Genomic DNA, 16,612 nt, shown 5'->3' with positions numbered 1-16,612 from the left:
CCATTGCCATGCACCTCCAGAGAATACGCATGCAAACTTTTTTTATCGCGCCCACCGATTTTGGTGTGGGTCTGACCTCCATCAGCCTCGGGCTGGTGCGTACTCTTGAGCGGGCCGGCCTCAAGGTCGGCTTTTTCAAACCGATTGCCCAGCCGCATCCGGGTGACACCGGGCCTGAACGGTCCACTGAACTGGTGGCGCGCACTCACGGTTTGAAACCGCCTCAGCCGCTCGGTCTGGCGCACGTCGAGCGCATGCTCGGCGACGGTCAACTGGACGAGTTGCTCGAAGAAATCATCACCCTCTATCAGCAGGCGGCTGTCGGCAAAGATGTGCTGATCGTAGAAGGCATGGTTCCGACCCGCAGCGCCAGCTACGCCGCGCGGGTCAATTTGCACTTGGCGAAAAGCCTCGACGCCGAAGTGATCCTGGTCTCGGCGCCGGAAAACGAAGTGCTGACCGAACTGTCCGGCCGAGTGGAATTGCAGGCCCAATTGTTCGGCGGCCCGAAAGACCCGAAAGTCCTCGGCGTGATCCTCAACAAGGTCAAAACCGAGGAGAGCATGGAGGCTTTCGCTTCGCGTTTGAAGGAACACTCACCGTTGCTGCGCAGTGGCGACTTCCGTCTGCTGGGTTGCATCCCGTTCCAGCCGGAATTGAACGCCCCGCGCACTCGCGACGTCGCCGATCTGATGGGCGCGCAAATTCTCAATGCCGGTGATTACGAGACCCGGCGCATGACCAAAATCATCATCTGCGCCCGTACCATGCGCAACACCGTGGAGCTGCTCAAGCCCGGCGTGTTGGTGGTGACGCCCGGCGATCGCGACGACATCATCCTCGCCGTCAGCCTCGCTGCCATGAATGGCGTGCCGCTGGCCGGCCTGTTGCTGACCAGCGACACTTTGCCCGACCCGCGCATCATGGACCTCTGTCGTGGCGCCTTGCAGGCTGGCCTGCCGGTGTTGTCGGTGAGCACCGGTTCCTACGACACCGCCAACCAGTTGAACGGTTTGAACAAGGAAATCCCGATCGACGACCGCGAGCGCGCGGAGATCATCACCGACTTCGTCGCCAGCCACCTCGACGCCAAGTGGCTGCACCAACGCTGCGGCACTCCACGGGAAATGCGTCTGTCGCCCGCCGTGTTCCGTTATCAATTGATCCAGCGCGCCCAGGCTGCCAACAAACGCATCGTCCTGCCCGAAGGCAGCGAGCCGCTGACGGTGCAAGCCGCAGCGATCTGTCAGGCGCGCGGCATTGCCCGTTGCTTGCTACTGGCGAAACCGGCGGACGTCGAAGCCGTCGCTCGCGCCCAAGGCATCGAGCTGCCGCCGGGCTTGGAAATCCTCGACCCGGACCTGATTCGCGAGCGCTACGTCGAGCCGATGGTCGCCCTGCGCAAAACCAAAAGCCTCAACGCACCGATGGCCGAGCAGCAACTGGAAGACACCGTGGTGATCGGCACCATGATGCTGGCGCTGGATGAAGTCGACGGCCTCGTGTCGGGGGTCATTCACTCCACCGCCAACACCATCCGCCCGGCCCTGCAACTGATCAAGACCGCGCCGGGCTGCACGCTGGTGTCGTCAGTGTTCTTCATGCTCTTCCCCGAGGAAGTGCTGGTTTACGGCGACTGTGTGATGAACCCGCACCCGAGCGCCAGCGAACTGGCCGAGATCGCGCTGCAAAGCGCCGACTCGGCAGCCGCCTTCGGCATCACCCCGCGCGTGGCGATGATCAGCTACTCCAGCGGTGAATCGGCCAGCGGCGAAGAAGTCGAAAAGGTTCGCGAAGCGACATTGCTCGCCCACGAGCAACAAAACTCGCTACTGATCGACGGCCCATTGCAATACGACGCCGCCGCCAACGAAACCGTTGCCCGGCAACTGGCGCCGAACAGCCAAGTGGCCGGTCGCGCCACAGTGTTCGTGTTCCCCGACCTGAACACCGGCAACACCACCCACAAAGCCGTGCAGCGCAGCGCCGACTGCGTCAGCCTCGGGCCGATGCTGCAAGGCCTGCGCAAACCGGTGAACGACCTGCCGCGCGGCGCGCAAGTCGACGACATCGTCTACACCATCGCGTTGACCGCGATTCAAGCTGCCAACCGACCTTTGGATCTTTAAATGCTGGATTCCCTACCTGCACCGCTGCGAGGCGTCATTGCCTCGCTGCTGTTGGCACTGAACACGATTGCCTGCTGCACACCGCTGTTCATCGTGGCGATTTTCAAACTGCTGCTGCCCTTCCCCGCCGCCCAGCGTTTTACCGATTGGCTGATGAGCCACATCCACGAAGCCTGGATCAGCAACAACAAAGCGTGGATGGACTTGCTCGGACACACACGCTGGAAACTCAGCGGCCTGGAAGGCCTGGACTATCAGCACTCGTATTTGATCACCAGCAACCACCAGAGCTGGGTCGACATCATGGTGTTGCAGTACGTGCTGAACCGGAAGATTCGCCCGCTGAAGTTCTTCCTCAAACAGGAACTGATCTGGGTGCCGGTGATTGGTCTGGCGTGGTGGGCGCTCGGCTTTCCGTTCATGAAGCGCTACTCCAAGGCCTACCTGGAGAAGCACCCGGAGAAGAAAGGCAAAGACCTGGAAACCACCCGCAAGACCTGCGACAAGTTCCGCCATAACCCGGTGGGAATTTTCAACTTCGTCGAAGGCACGCGTTTCACCGAAGGCAAGCATGCCCAGCAGAAATCGCCGTTCCGCCACTTGCTCAAACCGAAGGCGGGCGGCATCGCGTTTGTGCTGGATGCCATGGGTGAGCAATTGGAAGCCATCGTCAACGTGACCATTCACTATCCGGCCGGCCGTCCCGGTTACTGGGATCTGCTCTGTGGGAATGTGAAGGATGTGGTGGTGCACTTTCAGGAGCTGAAGATTCCGCCGCAGTTCATCGGCAAGAACTATGACCAGGACGGCGAGTATCGATTGCAGTTTCAGGGCTGGATCAACCAGTTGTGGGATGACAAGGATGCGTTGCTGGACCAGATGCACCGCGAGTATCCAGCGAAGTAGTCCGGCGTCTATACCGGCCTCTTCGCGAGCAAGCCCGCTCCCACAGTGGATTTTTGTCGTACAAAAAATTTGTGTCTCATGAAGATCCACTGTGGGAGCGGGCTTGCTCGCGAAGACGATTTCAGGGACACAAAAAAACCCGCCGATGATCACTCATCGGCGGGTTTTTTATTAATGGCTAACGCTTAGATCGCGCCACGCTTGCGCAGCAGATCCAGCACTTGCTTGACGCTTTCTTCCAGCGACAGCGACTGGGTGTCGACCACAAGGTCGGCGTCCAGCGGCACGTCATACGGGAAGGAATCGCCCGGGATGTTATCCCCGGCCGCCGCGTACAGGCCTTGTGGGTCACGCTCGGCACAGACCGTCGGCGAGGCCTGGACGTAGACCGTCAGCAGACGTTCCTTGCCGATCAGTTCCCTGGCCTGCTCACGACCTTCAGCACTTGGCGCAACGAATGCAGCCAGCGTCAGCAGACCGGCTTCGTTGAACTGACGCGCAACGTGCGCCGCACGACGCCAGTTCTCGGTACGCCCGGCGCGATCCTGTGGCAGACCTTTGTTCAGGTCGTGACGCAGGTTCTGACCATCGAGTACAAACACCGCACGGCCCATGTCGAACAGCTTGCGTTCAACCGCGTAGGCCAGGGTGCTTTTGCCGGCGCCCGACAAGCCGCTGAACAACACGGTGGCCGGTTGCTGGCCGAAGCGCTGCACGCGTTCTTCGGTGGCTACATGGGCAAGCTTGCCGTGGTGAGTGCTGCTGCCATGGCTCAACGGCTGAGCGATGATCATGCCGGCGGCAACGGTGCCGTTGGTCAAACGATCGATGACGATGAACGAACCGGTGGTGCGGTTGCTCGCGTAACCGTCCAGTGCGATGGCGGCGTCGAGGCTGACCTTGACCCGACCGATCTCGTTCAGCTGCAACGAGCTGGCCGGCCCTTCTTCCAGAGTGTTCACATCAACGCGGTTGACGATGCTGGTAATCGAACCCGGCACATAAGACGTGGCGCGTTTGATGTCGTATTTCTTGCCCGGCAGCATCGGTTCTTCGGCCATCCACACCAGCATGGCGTCGAAGGCGTCAGTCACTTGCGGCAGGTTGTCGGCGTGCACCAGCAAGTCGCCGCGGGAGATGTCGATCTCGTCTTCCATGGTCAGCGTCACCGCCTGACCCGGACCGGCGTGCTCCAGTTCACCTTCGAAGGTGACAATGGATTTCACGCGGCTGCTCTTGCCCGACGGCAGCACAACGACTTCGTCGCCCTTGTGCACGACGCCGCTGGCCAGGGTGCCGGCGAAACCACGGAAGTTCAGGTTCGGACGGTTGACGTACTGCACTGGGAAACGCAGGTCGGTGTAGTTGCGATCATTGGCGATCTCGACGGTCTCGAGAATTTCCATCAGCGACTGGCCGGTGTACCACGGCGAGCGCTCGGACTTGTTCACCACGTTGTCGCCTTTCAACGCCGACATCGGCACGAAGGCCATGGTGGTCGGCTTGAACGCGATGCCTTCGGCGAACTTCAGGTAATCGGCCTTGATCGACTCGAACACGCTTTGGTCAAAACCATTGATGTCCATCTTGTTGACGGCCACCACGATGTGTTTGATGCCCAGCAACGAGGCGATGAAGCTGTGGCGACGGGTCTGGGTCTGCACGCCGTAACGGGCGTCGATCAGGATGATCGCCAGGTCACAGGTGGACGCACCGGTGGCCATGTTGCGGGTGTACTGCTCATGGCCGGGGGTATCGGCAATGATGAATTTGCGTTTGGCGGTGGAGAAATAACGGTAAGCGACATCGATGGTGATGCCCTGCTCACGCTCGGCCTGCAGGCCGTCGACCAGCAATGCCAGGTCGATGTCATCGCCGGTGGTGCCGACTTTTTTCGAGTCGCGGGTAATGGCTTCCAGGTGATCTTCGTAGATCATTTTGGAGTCGTGCAGCAGGCGCCCGATCAGGGTGCTCTTGCCATCGTCGACATTGCCACAGGTCAGAAAGCGCAGCATTTCCTTGCGTTCGTGCTGGCCCAGGTAGGCGAGGATGTCCTCGCTGATCAAATCAGATGCGTGCGACATGACAACCCCTTAGAAATAACCCTGACGTTTCTTTTCTTCCATCGAGCCTGCGCCATCGTGATCGATGACCCGGCCCTGGCGTTCGGAAGTTCGCGTCAGGAGCATTTCCTGAATGATGTCGGTCAGGCTGGTGGCCTCGGACTCGACCGCACCGGTCAGCGGGTAGTCGCCAAGCGTACGGAAACGGACCTTCTTCTTGACGATGCGTGCCTTGTCTTCATCACTCAGGTGATTGAGCAGGCGTTCGTCGTCGATCATGATCCAGGTGCCATTCATCTCGATAACGTCGCGCTCGGCAGCGAAATACAGCGGCACAATCGGGATGCCTTCGAGGTAGATGTACTGCCAGATGTCCAGTTCGGTCCAGTTCGACAACGGGAAAACACGGATCGATTCGCCCTTGTTGACCTTGCCGTTGTAGACGTTCCACAACTCGGGACGCTGGTTCTTCGGGTCCCAGCGGTGTTTGGTATCGCGGAAGGAATACACGCGCTCTTTGGCACGGGATTTCTCTTCGTCACGACGGGCACCACCGAAAGCGGCATCGAAACCGTACTTGTCGAGGGCCTGCTTGAGGCCTTCGGTTTTCATGATGTCAGTGTGCTTGGCGCTACCGTGGGTCAGCGGGTTGATGCCCTGCGCGACGCCATCGGGGTTCACGTGCACGATCAGGTCCAGGCCGAGTTCTTCGACCATGCGATCGCGGAACGCGTACATTTCCTTGAACTTCCACCGGGTGTCGACGTGCATCACCGGGAACGGCAGTTTGCCGGGGAAGAATGCCTTGCGCGCAAGGTGCAGCATCACGGCGGAGTCTTTACCGACGGAGTACAGCATCACCGGGTTATCGAACTCGGCGGCGACCTCGCGGATGATGTGGATGCTTTCGGCCTCCAGCTGTTTCAGATGCGTCAGTTTGTCGACCATGGCTACTCACGAAAACGATCTTATGGACGGCCAGCGGGCCGTGTTCGAGCGGGGAATCCTAGCACAGCGACCTCTTCTAATCAGGACGTGAGCTAGATCGAAAGGGTATATGAATATACCCCCTCGTTTGGGCTACGGTCTCTGTAGGAGCTGCCGAAGGCTGCGATCTTTTGACTTTGATTTTCAAGATCAAAAGATCGCAGCCTTCGGCAGCTCCTACACAGGGGAATGCATTAGTTCAGGAAATCAGATGGGGTTCGGGCAATCGATGAAGATGTGCTCAAGGGCAAAACGCCGCGCCAGATAATCGCCCAGGGCCTGCACGCCATAGCGCTCGGTGGCATGGTGGCCGGCGGCGATGAAGCTGATGTCGTTTTCCCGGGCGCTGTGAAAGGTCTGCTCGGACGCCTCACCGCTGAGGTACAAGTCGACGCCAGCCAGCACGGCCTGATCGATGTAACCCTGACCGCCACCGGTGCACCAGCCAACGCGGCGAATCATCTCGCTGCCTTCGATCAGCAACGGCTCGCGACCCATGACTTCTTGTACGCGACGGGCAAAATCGCGGGCCGTCACCGGCTCGCTCAATGAACCGACCAGGCCGACAACTTTGAGATTGTCCGGATCCAATGGGCCTTCCACAGTGATATCGAGCTGACGTGCCAGTTGAACGTTATTGCCGACTTCCGGGTGCAGATCCAGCGGCAGATGGTAGGACAATAGACTGATATCGTGCTTGAGCAGGGTTTTCAACCGACGCTGCTTCATGCCGGTGATGCACGGATTCTCGCCCTTCCAGAAGTAGCCGTGATGCACCAGCACCAGGTCGGCGCTGGCTTCCACTGCGGCGTCGAGCAACGCCTGGCTGGCGGTGACGCCACTGACGATGCGCATGACCTGCGGCCGGCCTTCGACCTGCAACCCGTTGGGGCAGTAATCGGCAATCTTTGCACTGTTAAGGTAACGGTCGGCTTCTTCGACCAGGGTGCTCAGGGCGACGGCCATAAAAGACTCCTAAATATCCCGTTCAGAGGCACGCTTCGCCTCGTATAATGCGCGACATTATGGGCGGTCTCATACCGCCTGCAACCTCTCAGGACGTGCTTAATGCTCAAGGCGCTGCGTTTTTCCGGCTGGCCGCTGTTGGCCGGCGTGCTTATCGCTCTGTTAATCATCCAGCGTTACCCGCAGTGGGTCGGGCTCCCGAGCCTCGACGTCAACATGCAGCAAGCCCCGCAAACCACCACCATGCAACAGGGTCCGGTGTCCTATGCCGACGCGGTAACCACGGCCGCGCCGTCGGTGGTCAACCTGTACACCACCAAAGTCATCAACAAACCGAACCATCCGCTGTTCGAGGATCCGCAGTTCCGCCGCTTCTTCGGCGACAACTCGCCCAAACAGAAGCGCATGGAGTCGAGCCTCGGCTCCGGCGTGATCATGAGCCCGGAAGGTTACCTGCTGACTAACAACCACGTGACCACCGGTGCCGACCAGATCGTGGTGGCGCTCAAGGACGGTCGTGAAACCCTGGCCCGAGTGATCGGCAGCGACCCGGAAACCGACCTCGCGGTCCTGAAGATCGACTTGAAGAATCTTCCATCGATCACTGTCGGGCGTTCCGACAACATCCGAATCGGCGACGTAGCCCTCGCTATCGGCAACCCGTTCGGTGTCGGCCAGACCGTGACCATGGGCATCATCAGTGCCACCGGGCGCAATCAGCTGGGCCTGAACAACTACGAAGACTTCATTCAGACCGATGCTGCGATCAACCCCGGCAACTCCGGCGGTGCGCTGGTGGATGCCAACGGCAACCTGACCGGCATCAACACGGCGATCTTCTCCAAGTCCGGCGGTTCGCAGGGCATCGGTTTCGCAATCCCGGTGAAACTGGCCATGGAAGTGATGAAGTCGATTATCGAGCACGGCCAGGTGATTCGCGGCTGGCTCGGTATCGAAGTGCAGCCGTTGAGCCAGGAACTGGCGGAATCGTTTGGCCTGTCGGGGCGCCCGGGCATTGTGGTCGCGGGGATTTTCCGTGACGGTCCGGCGCAGAAGGCCGGCCTGCAACTGGGTGACGTGATTCTCAGCATCGATGGCGAACCGGCCGGCGATGGTCGTCGTTCGATGAACCAGGTCGCGCGGATCAAACCGACCGACAAGGTCACGATCCAGGTGATGCGCAACGGCAAAGAGCTCAAGCTCACCGCCGAGATCGGTTTGCGCCCGCCGCCTGCGCCGGTCAAAGAGAAAGAAGAAGAGTAAGCAGCCAACACAAAACCCTGTGGGAGCGAGCTTGCTCGCGATGAGGCCATAACATTCAGTATCTATGTTGAATGTAAGATCGCCATCGCGAGCAAGCTCGCTCCCACAGGATCGGGGGATGCTTTAGAGAGTGCCCAAGCCGTCGATCAACGCCTGATTCTGCTCCGGCGTGCCAATCGAGATCCGCAGGAACTGGGCAATCCGCTCCTGTTTGAAGTGCCGAACGATCACGCCTTGCTCACGCAACTTCGCCGCCAGCCCCGCCGCATCGTGTTTCGGATGACGGGCGAAAATGAAGTTCGCCGCCGACGGCAGCACTTCAAAGCCCTTCGACTCCAGCTGCGCAACCACCTTATCGCGACTCTCAATCACCAACCGGCACGTCTTGTCGAAGTGCTCACGATCCTCGAACGCCGCCGCAGCTCCCACAATCGCCAGACGATCCAGCGGATAGGAGTTGAAGCTGTTCTTGATCCGCTCCAGCGCCTCGATCAGGTCCGGATGCCCCACCGCCAGCCCCACTCGCAGGCCGGCCAGCGAACGGGACTTGGACAGGGTCTGGGTCACCAGCAGGTTCGGATAACGATCCACCAGGCTGATCGCCGTCTCACCGCCGAAATCGATGTAAGCCTCATCCACCACGACCACTGAATCCGGGCTGGCCTTGAGAATTTGCTCTACAGCATCCAGCGCCAACAGACAGCCAGTCGGTGCGTTCGGGTTAGGGAAGATGATCCCGCCGTTCGGCTTGGCGTAGTCCGCCGGGTTGATCTGGAACTGCTCGTCCAGCGGCACCGCGTCGAAGGCGATGCCGTACAACCCGCAGTAAACCGGATAGAAGCTATAGCTGATGTCCGGGAACAGCAGCGGCTGATCGTGTTGCAGCAAACCGTGAAAGATGTGCGCCAGGACTTCATCGGAACCATTGCCGAGAAACACCTGATTGCTCTGCACGCCGTAGTACTTGGCGACCGCTTGCTTGAGCAGGTCGCTGTTCGGGTCCGGGTACAGACGCAGGTTGTCATTCAGTTCGGCCTGCATCGCCGCCAAGGCTTTTGGCGATGGACCGTACGGATTTTCGTTGGTGTTGAGCTTCACCAGCTTCGCCAGTTTCGGCTGCTCGCCCGGCACATAAGGCACCAGATTCTTGACGAACGGGCTCCAGAATTTACTCATGTTCAGTTCCCCTGCCCTTGTGAAGAGTCTTCGTCAAGGATGCGGTATTCGGCGCTCCGCGCGTGGGCGGTCAGCGACTCGCCACGGGCCAGCACGGAAGCGGTTTTGCCCAGTTCCGACGCACCCTGCTCGGAGCAGAAGATGATCGACGAACGCTTCTGGAAGTCGTACACACCCAGCGGCGAGGAGAAACGCGCGGTGCCGGAGGTTGGCAACACGTGGTTCGGACCGGCGCAGTAGTCGCCCAAGGCTTCGGAGGTGTGACGGCCCATGAAGATCGCGCCAGCGTGGCGAATCTTCGGCAGCCAGGCCTGCGGATCAGCAACGGACAACTCAAGGTGTTCCGGTGCAATGCGGTTGGCCACTTCGATGGCTTGGTCCATGTCGCGGACCTTGATCAGCGCGCCACGGCCATTGATCGACGTTTCGATGATCTCGGCGCGCTCCATGGTCGGCAGCAGTTTGGCGATGCTGGCGGCGACCTTGTCGAGGAACTCGGCGTCCGGGCTGACCAGAATCGCCTGGGCGTCTTCGTCGTGCTCGGCTTGGGAGAACAGGTCCATGGCGATCCAGTCCGGATCAGTCTGGCCGTCGCATACCACGAGGATTTCGGATGGGCCGGCGATCATGTCGATGCCGACCTGGCCGAATACGTGGCGCTTGGCGGTGGCGACGTAGATGTTGCCCGGGCCGACCACTTTGTCGACCTTCGGCACGCTTTCGGTGCCGTAAGCCAGCGCGGCGACCGCTTGAGCGCCGCCGATGGTGAACACGCGGTCGACGCCAGCGATGCAGGCTGCGGCCAGCACCAGCTCGTTGATTTCGCCACGAGGCGTCGGCACCACCATGACCACTTCGGTCACGCCAGCCACCTTGGCCGGAATCGCGTTCATCAGTACCGAGGACGGATAAGACGCCTTGCCGCCCGGTACATACAGGCCGGCGCGATCCAGCGGCGTGACCTTCTGGCCCAGCACGGTGCCGTCGGCTTCGGTGTAGCTCCAGGAATCCTGTTTCTGTTTCTCGTGGTAGCTGCGTACTCGGGACGCGGCTTTTTCCAGCGCTTCACGCTGCGGCACGGTGATTCGGGTCAGGGCCAGTTCCAGGCGTTCGCGAGGCAGGATCAGGTCCGCCATGGACGCGACCTGCAGGCCGTCGAACTTCTGGGTGAATTCCACCAGCGCCGCATCGCCACGCTCACGTACAGCCTTGATGATGTCCAGCACCCGCTGATTGACCGAGTCGTCAGACACACTTTCCCAGCTCAGCAGATGATCCAGATGATGTGCGAAATCCGGGTCAGCAGCGTTGAGTCGGCGAATTGCAGTCGGTGCGGTCATAGCGAGAGCCTCATAGGAATGGCAAAAACTCAGGTGCCCTAACTTAGCAGTCGTTTCCGCTTGGGCACCTGAGAATTCTGGCTATGAGGCGGATAGACGGGCGCGACTTAACGTCGCGCAGGTGAATCAGCCGCGGTGTCGAGACTCCACTGCCTTGCGCAGGGTGTCGATCAACGCCTGGATACGGGCGTGCTGCATTTTCATCGACGCTTTGTTCACGATCAGCCGGGAGCTGATGTCGGCAATGAAATCCTGGGGTTCCAGACCATTGGCGCGCAGGGTGTTGCCGGTGTCGACCACGTCGATGATCTTGTCTGCCAGACCGATCAGCGGCGCCAGTTCCATTGAGCCATAGAGCTTGATGATGTCGACCTGACGGCCCTGTTCGGCGTAGTAGCGCTTGGCAACGTTGACGAATTTGGTCGCCACACGCAGGCGGCCCTTGGGCTCGACATCGCCGACACGGCCGGCGGTCATCAGCTTGCAGAGGGCAATTCTCAGGTCCAATGGCTCGTACAAACCCTGGCCGCCGTATTCCATCAGCACATCTTTACCGGCGACGCCCAGGTCAGCGGCACCATGTTCGACGTAAGTCGGCACATCGGTGGCGCGCACGATCAGCAGACGCACATCGGCCTGAGTCGTGGGGATGATCAGCTTGCGGCTCTTGTCCGGATTCTCGGTCGGCACGATGCCCGCTTCGGCCAGAAGCGGCAGGGTGTCGTCAAGGATGCGGCCCTTGGACAGTGCGATGGTCAACATGGGAAACGTCAGTCCTTATCAGGCTACTGATGCCCGGTCGCAAATGGCGCCGGACACACTTCGAGGGCTTTCTCAATAATGAAAAGACACCCTCGACTTGAAACGAAACCAACGGGCACGTCCCTGCGCCCATGCAGCAGAAACTAGCCCGGTACGCGGCGGATCTTGGCGCCGAGCATCTGCAGTTTCTCTTCGATGCACTCGTAACCACGGTCGATGTGGTAGATGCGGTCGATCAGGGTGTCACCTTCAGCGATCAACGCCGAGATCACCAGGCTGGCCGAAGCACGCAGGTCGGTGGCCATGACTGGCGCGCCCTTGAGCTTTTCGGTACCCGTGACGATGGCAGTGTTGCCTTCGACCTGGATCTTGGCGCCCATGCGGTGCAGTTCGTAAACGTGCATGAAGCGGTTTTCGAAGATCGTCTCGATCACGGCACCGGTGCCTTCGGCAATGGCGTTGAGGGAGATGAACTGCGCTTGCATGTCGGTCGGGAATGCCGGGTACGGAGCGGTGCGCACGTTAACGGCTTTTGGCCGCTTGCCGTGCATGTTCAGCTCGATCCAGTCTTCGCCGCAGGTGATTTCGGCACCCGATTCCTTGAGTTTCTCAAGAACGGCTTCGAGGATGGTCGGATCGGTGTCCTTGACCTTCACACGACCGCCGGTCACAGCAGCTGCGACCAGGTAAGTGCCGGTTTCGATACGGTCAGGCATCACTTTGTAAGTGGTCGGGTGCAGACGCTCGACGCCATCGATGGTGATGGTGTCAGTGCCGGCGCCAGTGATCTTGGCGCCCATGGCGATCAGGAAATTCGCCAGGTCGATGACTTCAGGCTCGCGAGCGGCGTTTGCCAGTACGCTGCGGCCCTTGGCCAGAGCGGCCGCCATCATGATGTTTTCGGTACCGGTCACACTGACGGTGTCGAAGAAGAAGTGCGCACCGCGCAGGCCACCTTCAGGCGCCTTGGCCTTGATGTAGCCGCCTTCGACGTCGATGACCGCGCCCATGGCTTCGAGGCCACGGATGTGCAGGTCAACCGGACGCGAACCAATGGCGCAACCGCCAGGCAGTGCGACTTCGGCTTCACCGAAACGGGCAACCATCGGGCCCAGCACCAGGATCGACGCACGCATGGTTTTAACCAGTTCGTACGGAGCGATCAGGGTCTTGATGGTGCGCGGGTCGATTTCGACGCTGAGTTTCTCGTCGATCACCGGCTCGATGCCCATACGACCGAACAGCTCGATCATGGTGGTGATGTCGTGCAGGTGCGGCAGGTTGGCCACGGTCACCGGGCCATCGCACAGCAAGGTTGCAGCCAGGATCGGCAGGGCAGAGTTCTTTGCCCCGGAGATGCGGATTTCGCCATCAAGACGAACGCCACCGGTAATTATCAATTTATCCATAAGAATCTCGACGCCCTTGGGCTCAGGTGCGCTCGGCCCAGGCCGCGCTGCTGAAAAATTTCATAGTGACCGCATGGATGCTGCCATCGGTGATCCATGGGTTCAAATGGGCATAGATCTGCTGCTGACGCTTCACCGGGCTCAACGCCGCCAGTTCATCGCTAATCACGTTCAGCTGAAAGTTGCAGCCTTCGCCCTCGACTTCTACTAGGGTTCCTGGCAGCTTTCCTTCAAGGAAGCTCTTCACTTCTACGGCCTGCATGCTCAACCTCAATCGGCGCCCTGTGCGCGCGGGTCGGACATCATACAAAAAAGCCCCGCGCCTGCGAACCCCGCGAAGCAGGACTCTGACGGGGGGCTTCTTTATAGATGCGGTTAGGGATGCGCCAACAACTCGGTCAATTCGCTGACCTGAGCGATTTCGCGCATGTCTTCTGGCATCTTGCGGATGCTCAGCGCCTTCCCGGCCGCCTCGGCATCACGCATGAAACACAGCAGCAACGACAAGCCGACACTGCTGGACTTCAACACAGCCGAGCAATCGACCACCAGTGCAGCGGCCTTGCTGGATTTAATCAGCGCCTGCCCCTGCTTGCGCAAGCCGGGGCCGGTGCGGTAATCCAGCATGCCGCTAAGCGTCAGCTCGCCGGATTCGCTCATGCGAATGGCCGACACACTCATTGAGCTTGCGTCTCGGTTGTTTGCTTCTGACTGGCTTCCTTGGCTTTGGCGACTTCCCCGGCCCAACCATTGATGGTCTTGTCCAGGTCATTGCCATTGCGCTGCATCGCATCAGCGAACTGATCACGGAACAGCTTGCCAATGTTAATGCCGTTGATGATCACGTTGCGCAGTTTCCACTCGCCACTGATCTTTTCGAGTGTGTAAGACACAGGATAGATCGCGCCGTTGCTGCCTTTGACCGTCATGGCAACGCTTGTACGATCTCCCGACTCATCCTTGGCAGGGTCGACGACGATCCCCTGATTGTTGTATTCGAGCAAAGCGTTGCCATAGAACTGGAACAGACCCTTTTTGAAGTTTTCTTCAAAGGTCTTCATTTGCGCAGGCGTGGCTTTGCGCGAGTATTTGACCGTCATGATGCTCTTGGAAATGCCCTCGGCATCCACAACAGGTCCGACGATGGTGTCCAGCGCGGCATAAAAGTCTTTCGGATCCTGCTTGTACTTCTCTTTATTGGTCGCCAGATCGGCAAGTAACCGATTGGTGGTGTCCTGTACCAGTTCGTGCGCGGAAGGCGCCGCCACGGCGTTAGCCATCAACGGCAGGGCCGCGAGTAATACCAACAGGCCACGTCGCAAGGTAGAGATCATTCAAAAGCTCCTCATTTGGCGTCTTTACTAACGGTATTGAGCAGAAACTTACCGATCAGGTCTTCGAGTACCAGCGACGACTGGGTGTCGTGGATGGTTCCACCATCCTTGAGCAAGCCTTCTTCGCCGCCCACGCTGAGACCGATGTACTTCTCGCCCAACAGTCCAGCGGTCAGGATAGATGCAGTGGAGTCAGTCGGCAGGTTATCTACGCGTTTTTCCAGCTGCATGGTCACTCGACCGGTGAAACTGTCGCGGTCCAGATCGATCGCAGTGACCTTGCCGATGGTCACACCGGCCATGGTCACTTTAGCTCTGACAGTCAAACCGGCGATATTGTCGAAATACGCATAAAGTTTATAAGTGTCGGTGGTTGCGCTCGGGGACAGGCCACTCACCCGCAACGCCAGCAACAGCAAAGCCAGGATGCCAGCCAGCAAGAAAAGGCCGACACCGATTTCCAGGGTGCGGTTTTGCATCAGAAATCTCCAAACATCAAGGCGGTCAGAATAAAGTCCAGGCCGAGTACAGCCAAAGAGGCATACACCACGGTCTTGGTAGTGGCACGACTGATCCCCTCGGAAGTGGGCTCGCAGTCATAGCCTTGGAATACGGCGATCCAGGTCACGACAAAGGCGAAAACGATGCTTTTGATGATGCCGTTGAGCACATCGTCTGCAAAGGTCACGCTGTTCTGCATGTTGGACCAGTAGGAACCTTCATAGACACCCAGCCAGTCGACGGCCACCCACGAACCACCCCAGATTCCCACCACGCTGAAGATCATCGCCAGCACAGGCAGGGAAATGAAGCCGGCCCACAGGCGCGGGGCAATGATGTACTTGAGCGGGTCGACACCAATCATTTCCAGACTGGACAACTGCTCGGTGGACTTCATGTTGCCGATTTCGGCAGTCAATGCCGAACCAGCGCGCCCGGCGAACAACAATGCCGTGACCACGGGCCCCAGTTCGCGCAACAGCGTCAGCGCAACCATCTGGCCGACCGCCTGCTCCGAACCATAGCTGGATAGAATATTGAAGCCTTGCAGCGCCAGCACCATGCCGATGAATACCCCGGAGACCACGATGATCACCAGGGACATCACGCCCACCGAATGCAGTTGCTTGATCAGCAAGCCAAAACCGCCGCCAATGCCGCCCCGGCCAAGCAAGGCATGGAACAGGAATATCGCGGAACGGCCGAACACCCCCAGCACGTCAATGCCAGAGTGGCCGAACCGGCGAACCCGTTCTATTAGTGAAATCTTGCGCATCAACGCTTCCCCAGAAGATCTGCGCGGTAATCCGTCGCTGGAAAGTGATAGGCGACCGGACCGTCGGGCTCGCCTGTCATGAATTGACGGATGCGTGGCTCCTGCGAGTTCATCAGCTCCTCGGGAGTGCCCTGCCCCAACACCTGGCCTTCGCCGACGACATAGATGTAATCGGCGATGCTCGCGGTCTCGGCCAGGTCGTGGGAGACCACGATACTGGTGATGCCCAGCGCATCGTTGAGCAGGCGGATCAGGCGCACCAGTACGCCCATGGCGATGGGGTCCTGGCCGACAAAGGGCTCGTCATACATGAGGATCTGCGGATCGAGGGCAATCGCCCGGGCCAGCGCGACGCGACGCTTCATGCCGCCGGACAACTCGTCAGGCATCAGGTCGATGGCGCCACGCAAGCCCACGGCCTGCAATTTGAGCAGGACAATGTCCCGGATCATTTCTTCCGGCAGTTCGGTATGGACGCGTAGCGGAAAGGCGACGTTCTCGAACACATCGAGATCGGTGAACAGTGCACCACTCTGAAACAGCACGCCCATGTGCTTTCGCGCATCGAACAGATCACTGCGCGACAGTTTCGGCAGGTTCTGTCCATTGACCCAGACTTCGCCTTTGGTGGGCCGCAACTGTGCGCCCATCAGCCGCAACAGCGTAGTCTTGCCGCACCCGGAAGGCCCCATGATGCCGGTGACCTTGCCGCGCGGGATACGTATATCGACGTTATTGAAAATGCTGCGCGTTCCGCGCTTGAAGGACAGTCCCTTCAGCTCGACCGCGTAGGCTTTATCGGCACTCATCTAAACTCCTTGCGATGCAGCCTCTCACTCGGACGCCTGACTCTCTGACGAAAGCACATCCCTCCCGGGCAGGCCGAACTGGCGGCGAACTATATCACTGCAAAGGCCAAGCGCCCAAGGCCCAAGCCGGGCCATGTTCAGCAACATGACGGGGTAAAAGCTTACATTTAAGGGTATTGGGTAACCGGGAAT

General features: G+C 59.5%; 16 protein-coding genes. 3 read left to right on the top strand and 13 right to left on the bottom strand.

Annotated elements, in window-relative coordinates:
* Positions 1-29 precede the first annotated feature (29 nt).
* The gene (pta, locus tag ACMXYH_RS05470) at positions 30-2,129 is read left to right on the top strand and encodes a phosphate acetyltransferase (protein ID WP_415766529.1); all 2,100 of its coding nucleotides are present in this window, start codon (positions 30-32) and stop codon (positions 2,127-2,129) included.
* Positions 2,130-3,035, top strand: a complete 906-nt coding sequence (locus tag ACMXYH_RS05465) for an acyltransferase (RefSeq protein WP_415766528.1) — start codon at positions 2,130-2,132, stop codon at positions 3,033-3,035.
* Between the two features lie 185 nt (positions 3,036-3,220).
* Here the strand turns inward: ACMXYH_RS05465 and cysN are convergent, their stop codons facing one another.
* From cysN to ACMXYH_RS05450, 3 genes are all read right to left on the bottom strand, one after another.
* Positions 3,221-5,119 (bottom strand): sulfate adenylyltransferase subunit CysN, encoded by a 1,899-nt coding sequence (gene cysN / locus ACMXYH_RS05460; protein ID WP_415766527.1) that lies wholly within the window; start codon positions 5,117-5,119, stop codon positions 3,221-3,223.
* 9 nt (positions 5,120-5,128) lie between these two features.
* Positions 5,129-6,046, bottom strand: a complete 918-nt coding sequence (gene cysD / locus ACMXYH_RS05455) for a sulfate adenylyltransferase subunit CysD (RefSeq protein WP_131061189.1) — start codon at positions 6,044-6,046, stop codon at positions 5,129-5,131.
* Between the two features lie 246 nt (positions 6,047-6,292).
* On the bottom strand, positions 6,293-7,051 hold the full coding sequence (locus ACMXYH_RS05450) for a Nif3-like dinuclear metal center hexameric protein (protein ID WP_134421999.1): 759 nt from the start codon (positions 7,049-7,051) through the stop codon (positions 6,293-6,295).
* 102 nt (positions 7,052-7,153) lie between these two features.
* On the opposite strand from ACMXYH_RS05450, the gene algW reads away from it, so the two are divergent.
* Positions 7,154-8,314 (top strand): Do family serine endopeptidase AlgW, encoded by a 1,161-nt coding sequence (gene algW, locus ACMXYH_RS05445; RefSeq protein WP_129438464.1) that lies wholly within the window; start codon positions 7,154-7,156, stop codon positions 8,312-8,314.
* 123 nt (positions 8,315-8,437) lie between these two features.
* On the opposite strand, the gene hisC is transcribed toward algW, so the two are convergent.
* From hisC to ACMXYH_RS05395, 10 genes are all read right to left on the bottom strand, one after another.
* Entirely contained in the window at positions 8,438-9,490 is a 1,053-nt protein-coding gene (gene hisC / locus ACMXYH_RS05440; protein WP_415766525.1) for a histidinol-phosphate transaminase, read from the bottom strand.
* Positions 9,491-9,492: 2 nt separating this feature from the next.
* Positions 9,493-10,830, bottom strand: a complete 1,338-nt coding sequence (gene hisD, locus ACMXYH_RS05435; RefSeq protein ID WP_415766524.1) for a histidinol dehydrogenase — start codon at positions 10,828-10,830, stop codon at positions 9,493-9,495.
* A gap of 126 nt (positions 10,831-10,956) precedes the next feature.
* Positions 10,957-11,592 (bottom strand): ATP phosphoribosyltransferase, encoded by a 636-nt coding sequence (hisG, locus tag ACMXYH_RS05430; RefSeq protein ID WP_007901570.1) that lies wholly within the window; start codon positions 11,590-11,592, stop codon positions 10,957-10,959.
* Positions 11,593-11,735: 143 nt separating this feature from the next.
* Positions 11,736-13,001, bottom strand: a complete 1,266-nt coding sequence (gene murA / locus ACMXYH_RS05425) for a UDP-N-acetylglucosamine 1-carboxyvinyltransferase (protein ID WP_046045865.1) — start codon at positions 12,999-13,001, stop codon at positions 11,736-11,738.
* A 22-nt stretch (positions 13,002-13,023) separates the two neighbouring features.
* On the bottom strand, positions 13,024-13,263 hold the full coding sequence (locus tag ACMXYH_RS05420; RefSeq protein WP_007912386.1) for a BolA family protein: 240 nt from the start codon (positions 13,261-13,263) through the stop codon (positions 13,024-13,026).
* A 113-nt stretch (positions 13,264-13,376) separates the two neighbouring features.
* Positions 13,377-13,682, bottom strand: a complete 306-nt coding sequence (locus tag ACMXYH_RS05415; protein WP_134422002.1) for an STAS domain-containing protein — start codon at positions 13,680-13,682, stop codon at positions 13,377-13,379.
* Positions 13,679-14,335 (bottom strand): MlaC/ttg2D family ABC transporter substrate-binding protein, encoded by a 657-nt coding sequence (locus ACMXYH_RS05410; protein WP_415766523.1) that lies wholly within the window; start codon positions 14,333-14,335, stop codon positions 13,679-13,681. The genes ACMXYH_RS05415 and ACMXYH_RS05410 overlap by 4 nt, the downstream gene beginning before the upstream one ends.
* 11 nt (positions 14,336-14,346) lie before the next feature.
* Positions 14,347-14,814: an outer membrane lipid asymmetry maintenance protein MlaD gene (gene mlaD, locus ACMXYH_RS05405; RefSeq protein ID WP_046045861.1), complete on the bottom strand. Its 468-nt coding sequence runs from the start codon at positions 14,812-14,814 to the stop codon at positions 14,347-14,349.
* Positions 14,814-15,611, bottom strand: a complete 798-nt coding sequence (mlaE, locus tag ACMXYH_RS05400; protein ID WP_008150745.1) for a lipid asymmetry maintenance ABC transporter permease subunit MlaE — start codon at positions 15,609-15,611, stop codon at positions 14,814-14,816. The genes mlaD and mlaE overlap by 1 nt, the downstream gene beginning before the upstream one ends.
* Complete coding sequence (locus ACMXYH_RS05395; RefSeq protein ID WP_129438474.1) at positions 15,611-16,420, bottom strand: ATP-binding cassette domain-containing protein; 810 nt, start codon at positions 16,418-16,420, stop codon at positions 15,611-15,613. Before ACMXYH_RS05395 ends, mlaE begins: the two co-directional genes overlap by 1 nt.
* Positions 16,421-16,612 lie beyond the last annotated feature (192 nt).

Origin of the sequence: Pseudomonas frigoris, from assembly GCF_047758635.1 — a bacterium.
In the GTDB taxonomy this organism is placed as follows: Bacteria; Pseudomonadota; Gammaproteobacteria; order Pseudomonadales; family Pseudomonadaceae; genus Aquipseudomonas; species Aquipseudomonas frigoris.
The sequence above is the reverse complement of the archived record's forward strand: the minus strand, read 5'-3'. Positions and strand labels throughout refer to the sequence as shown.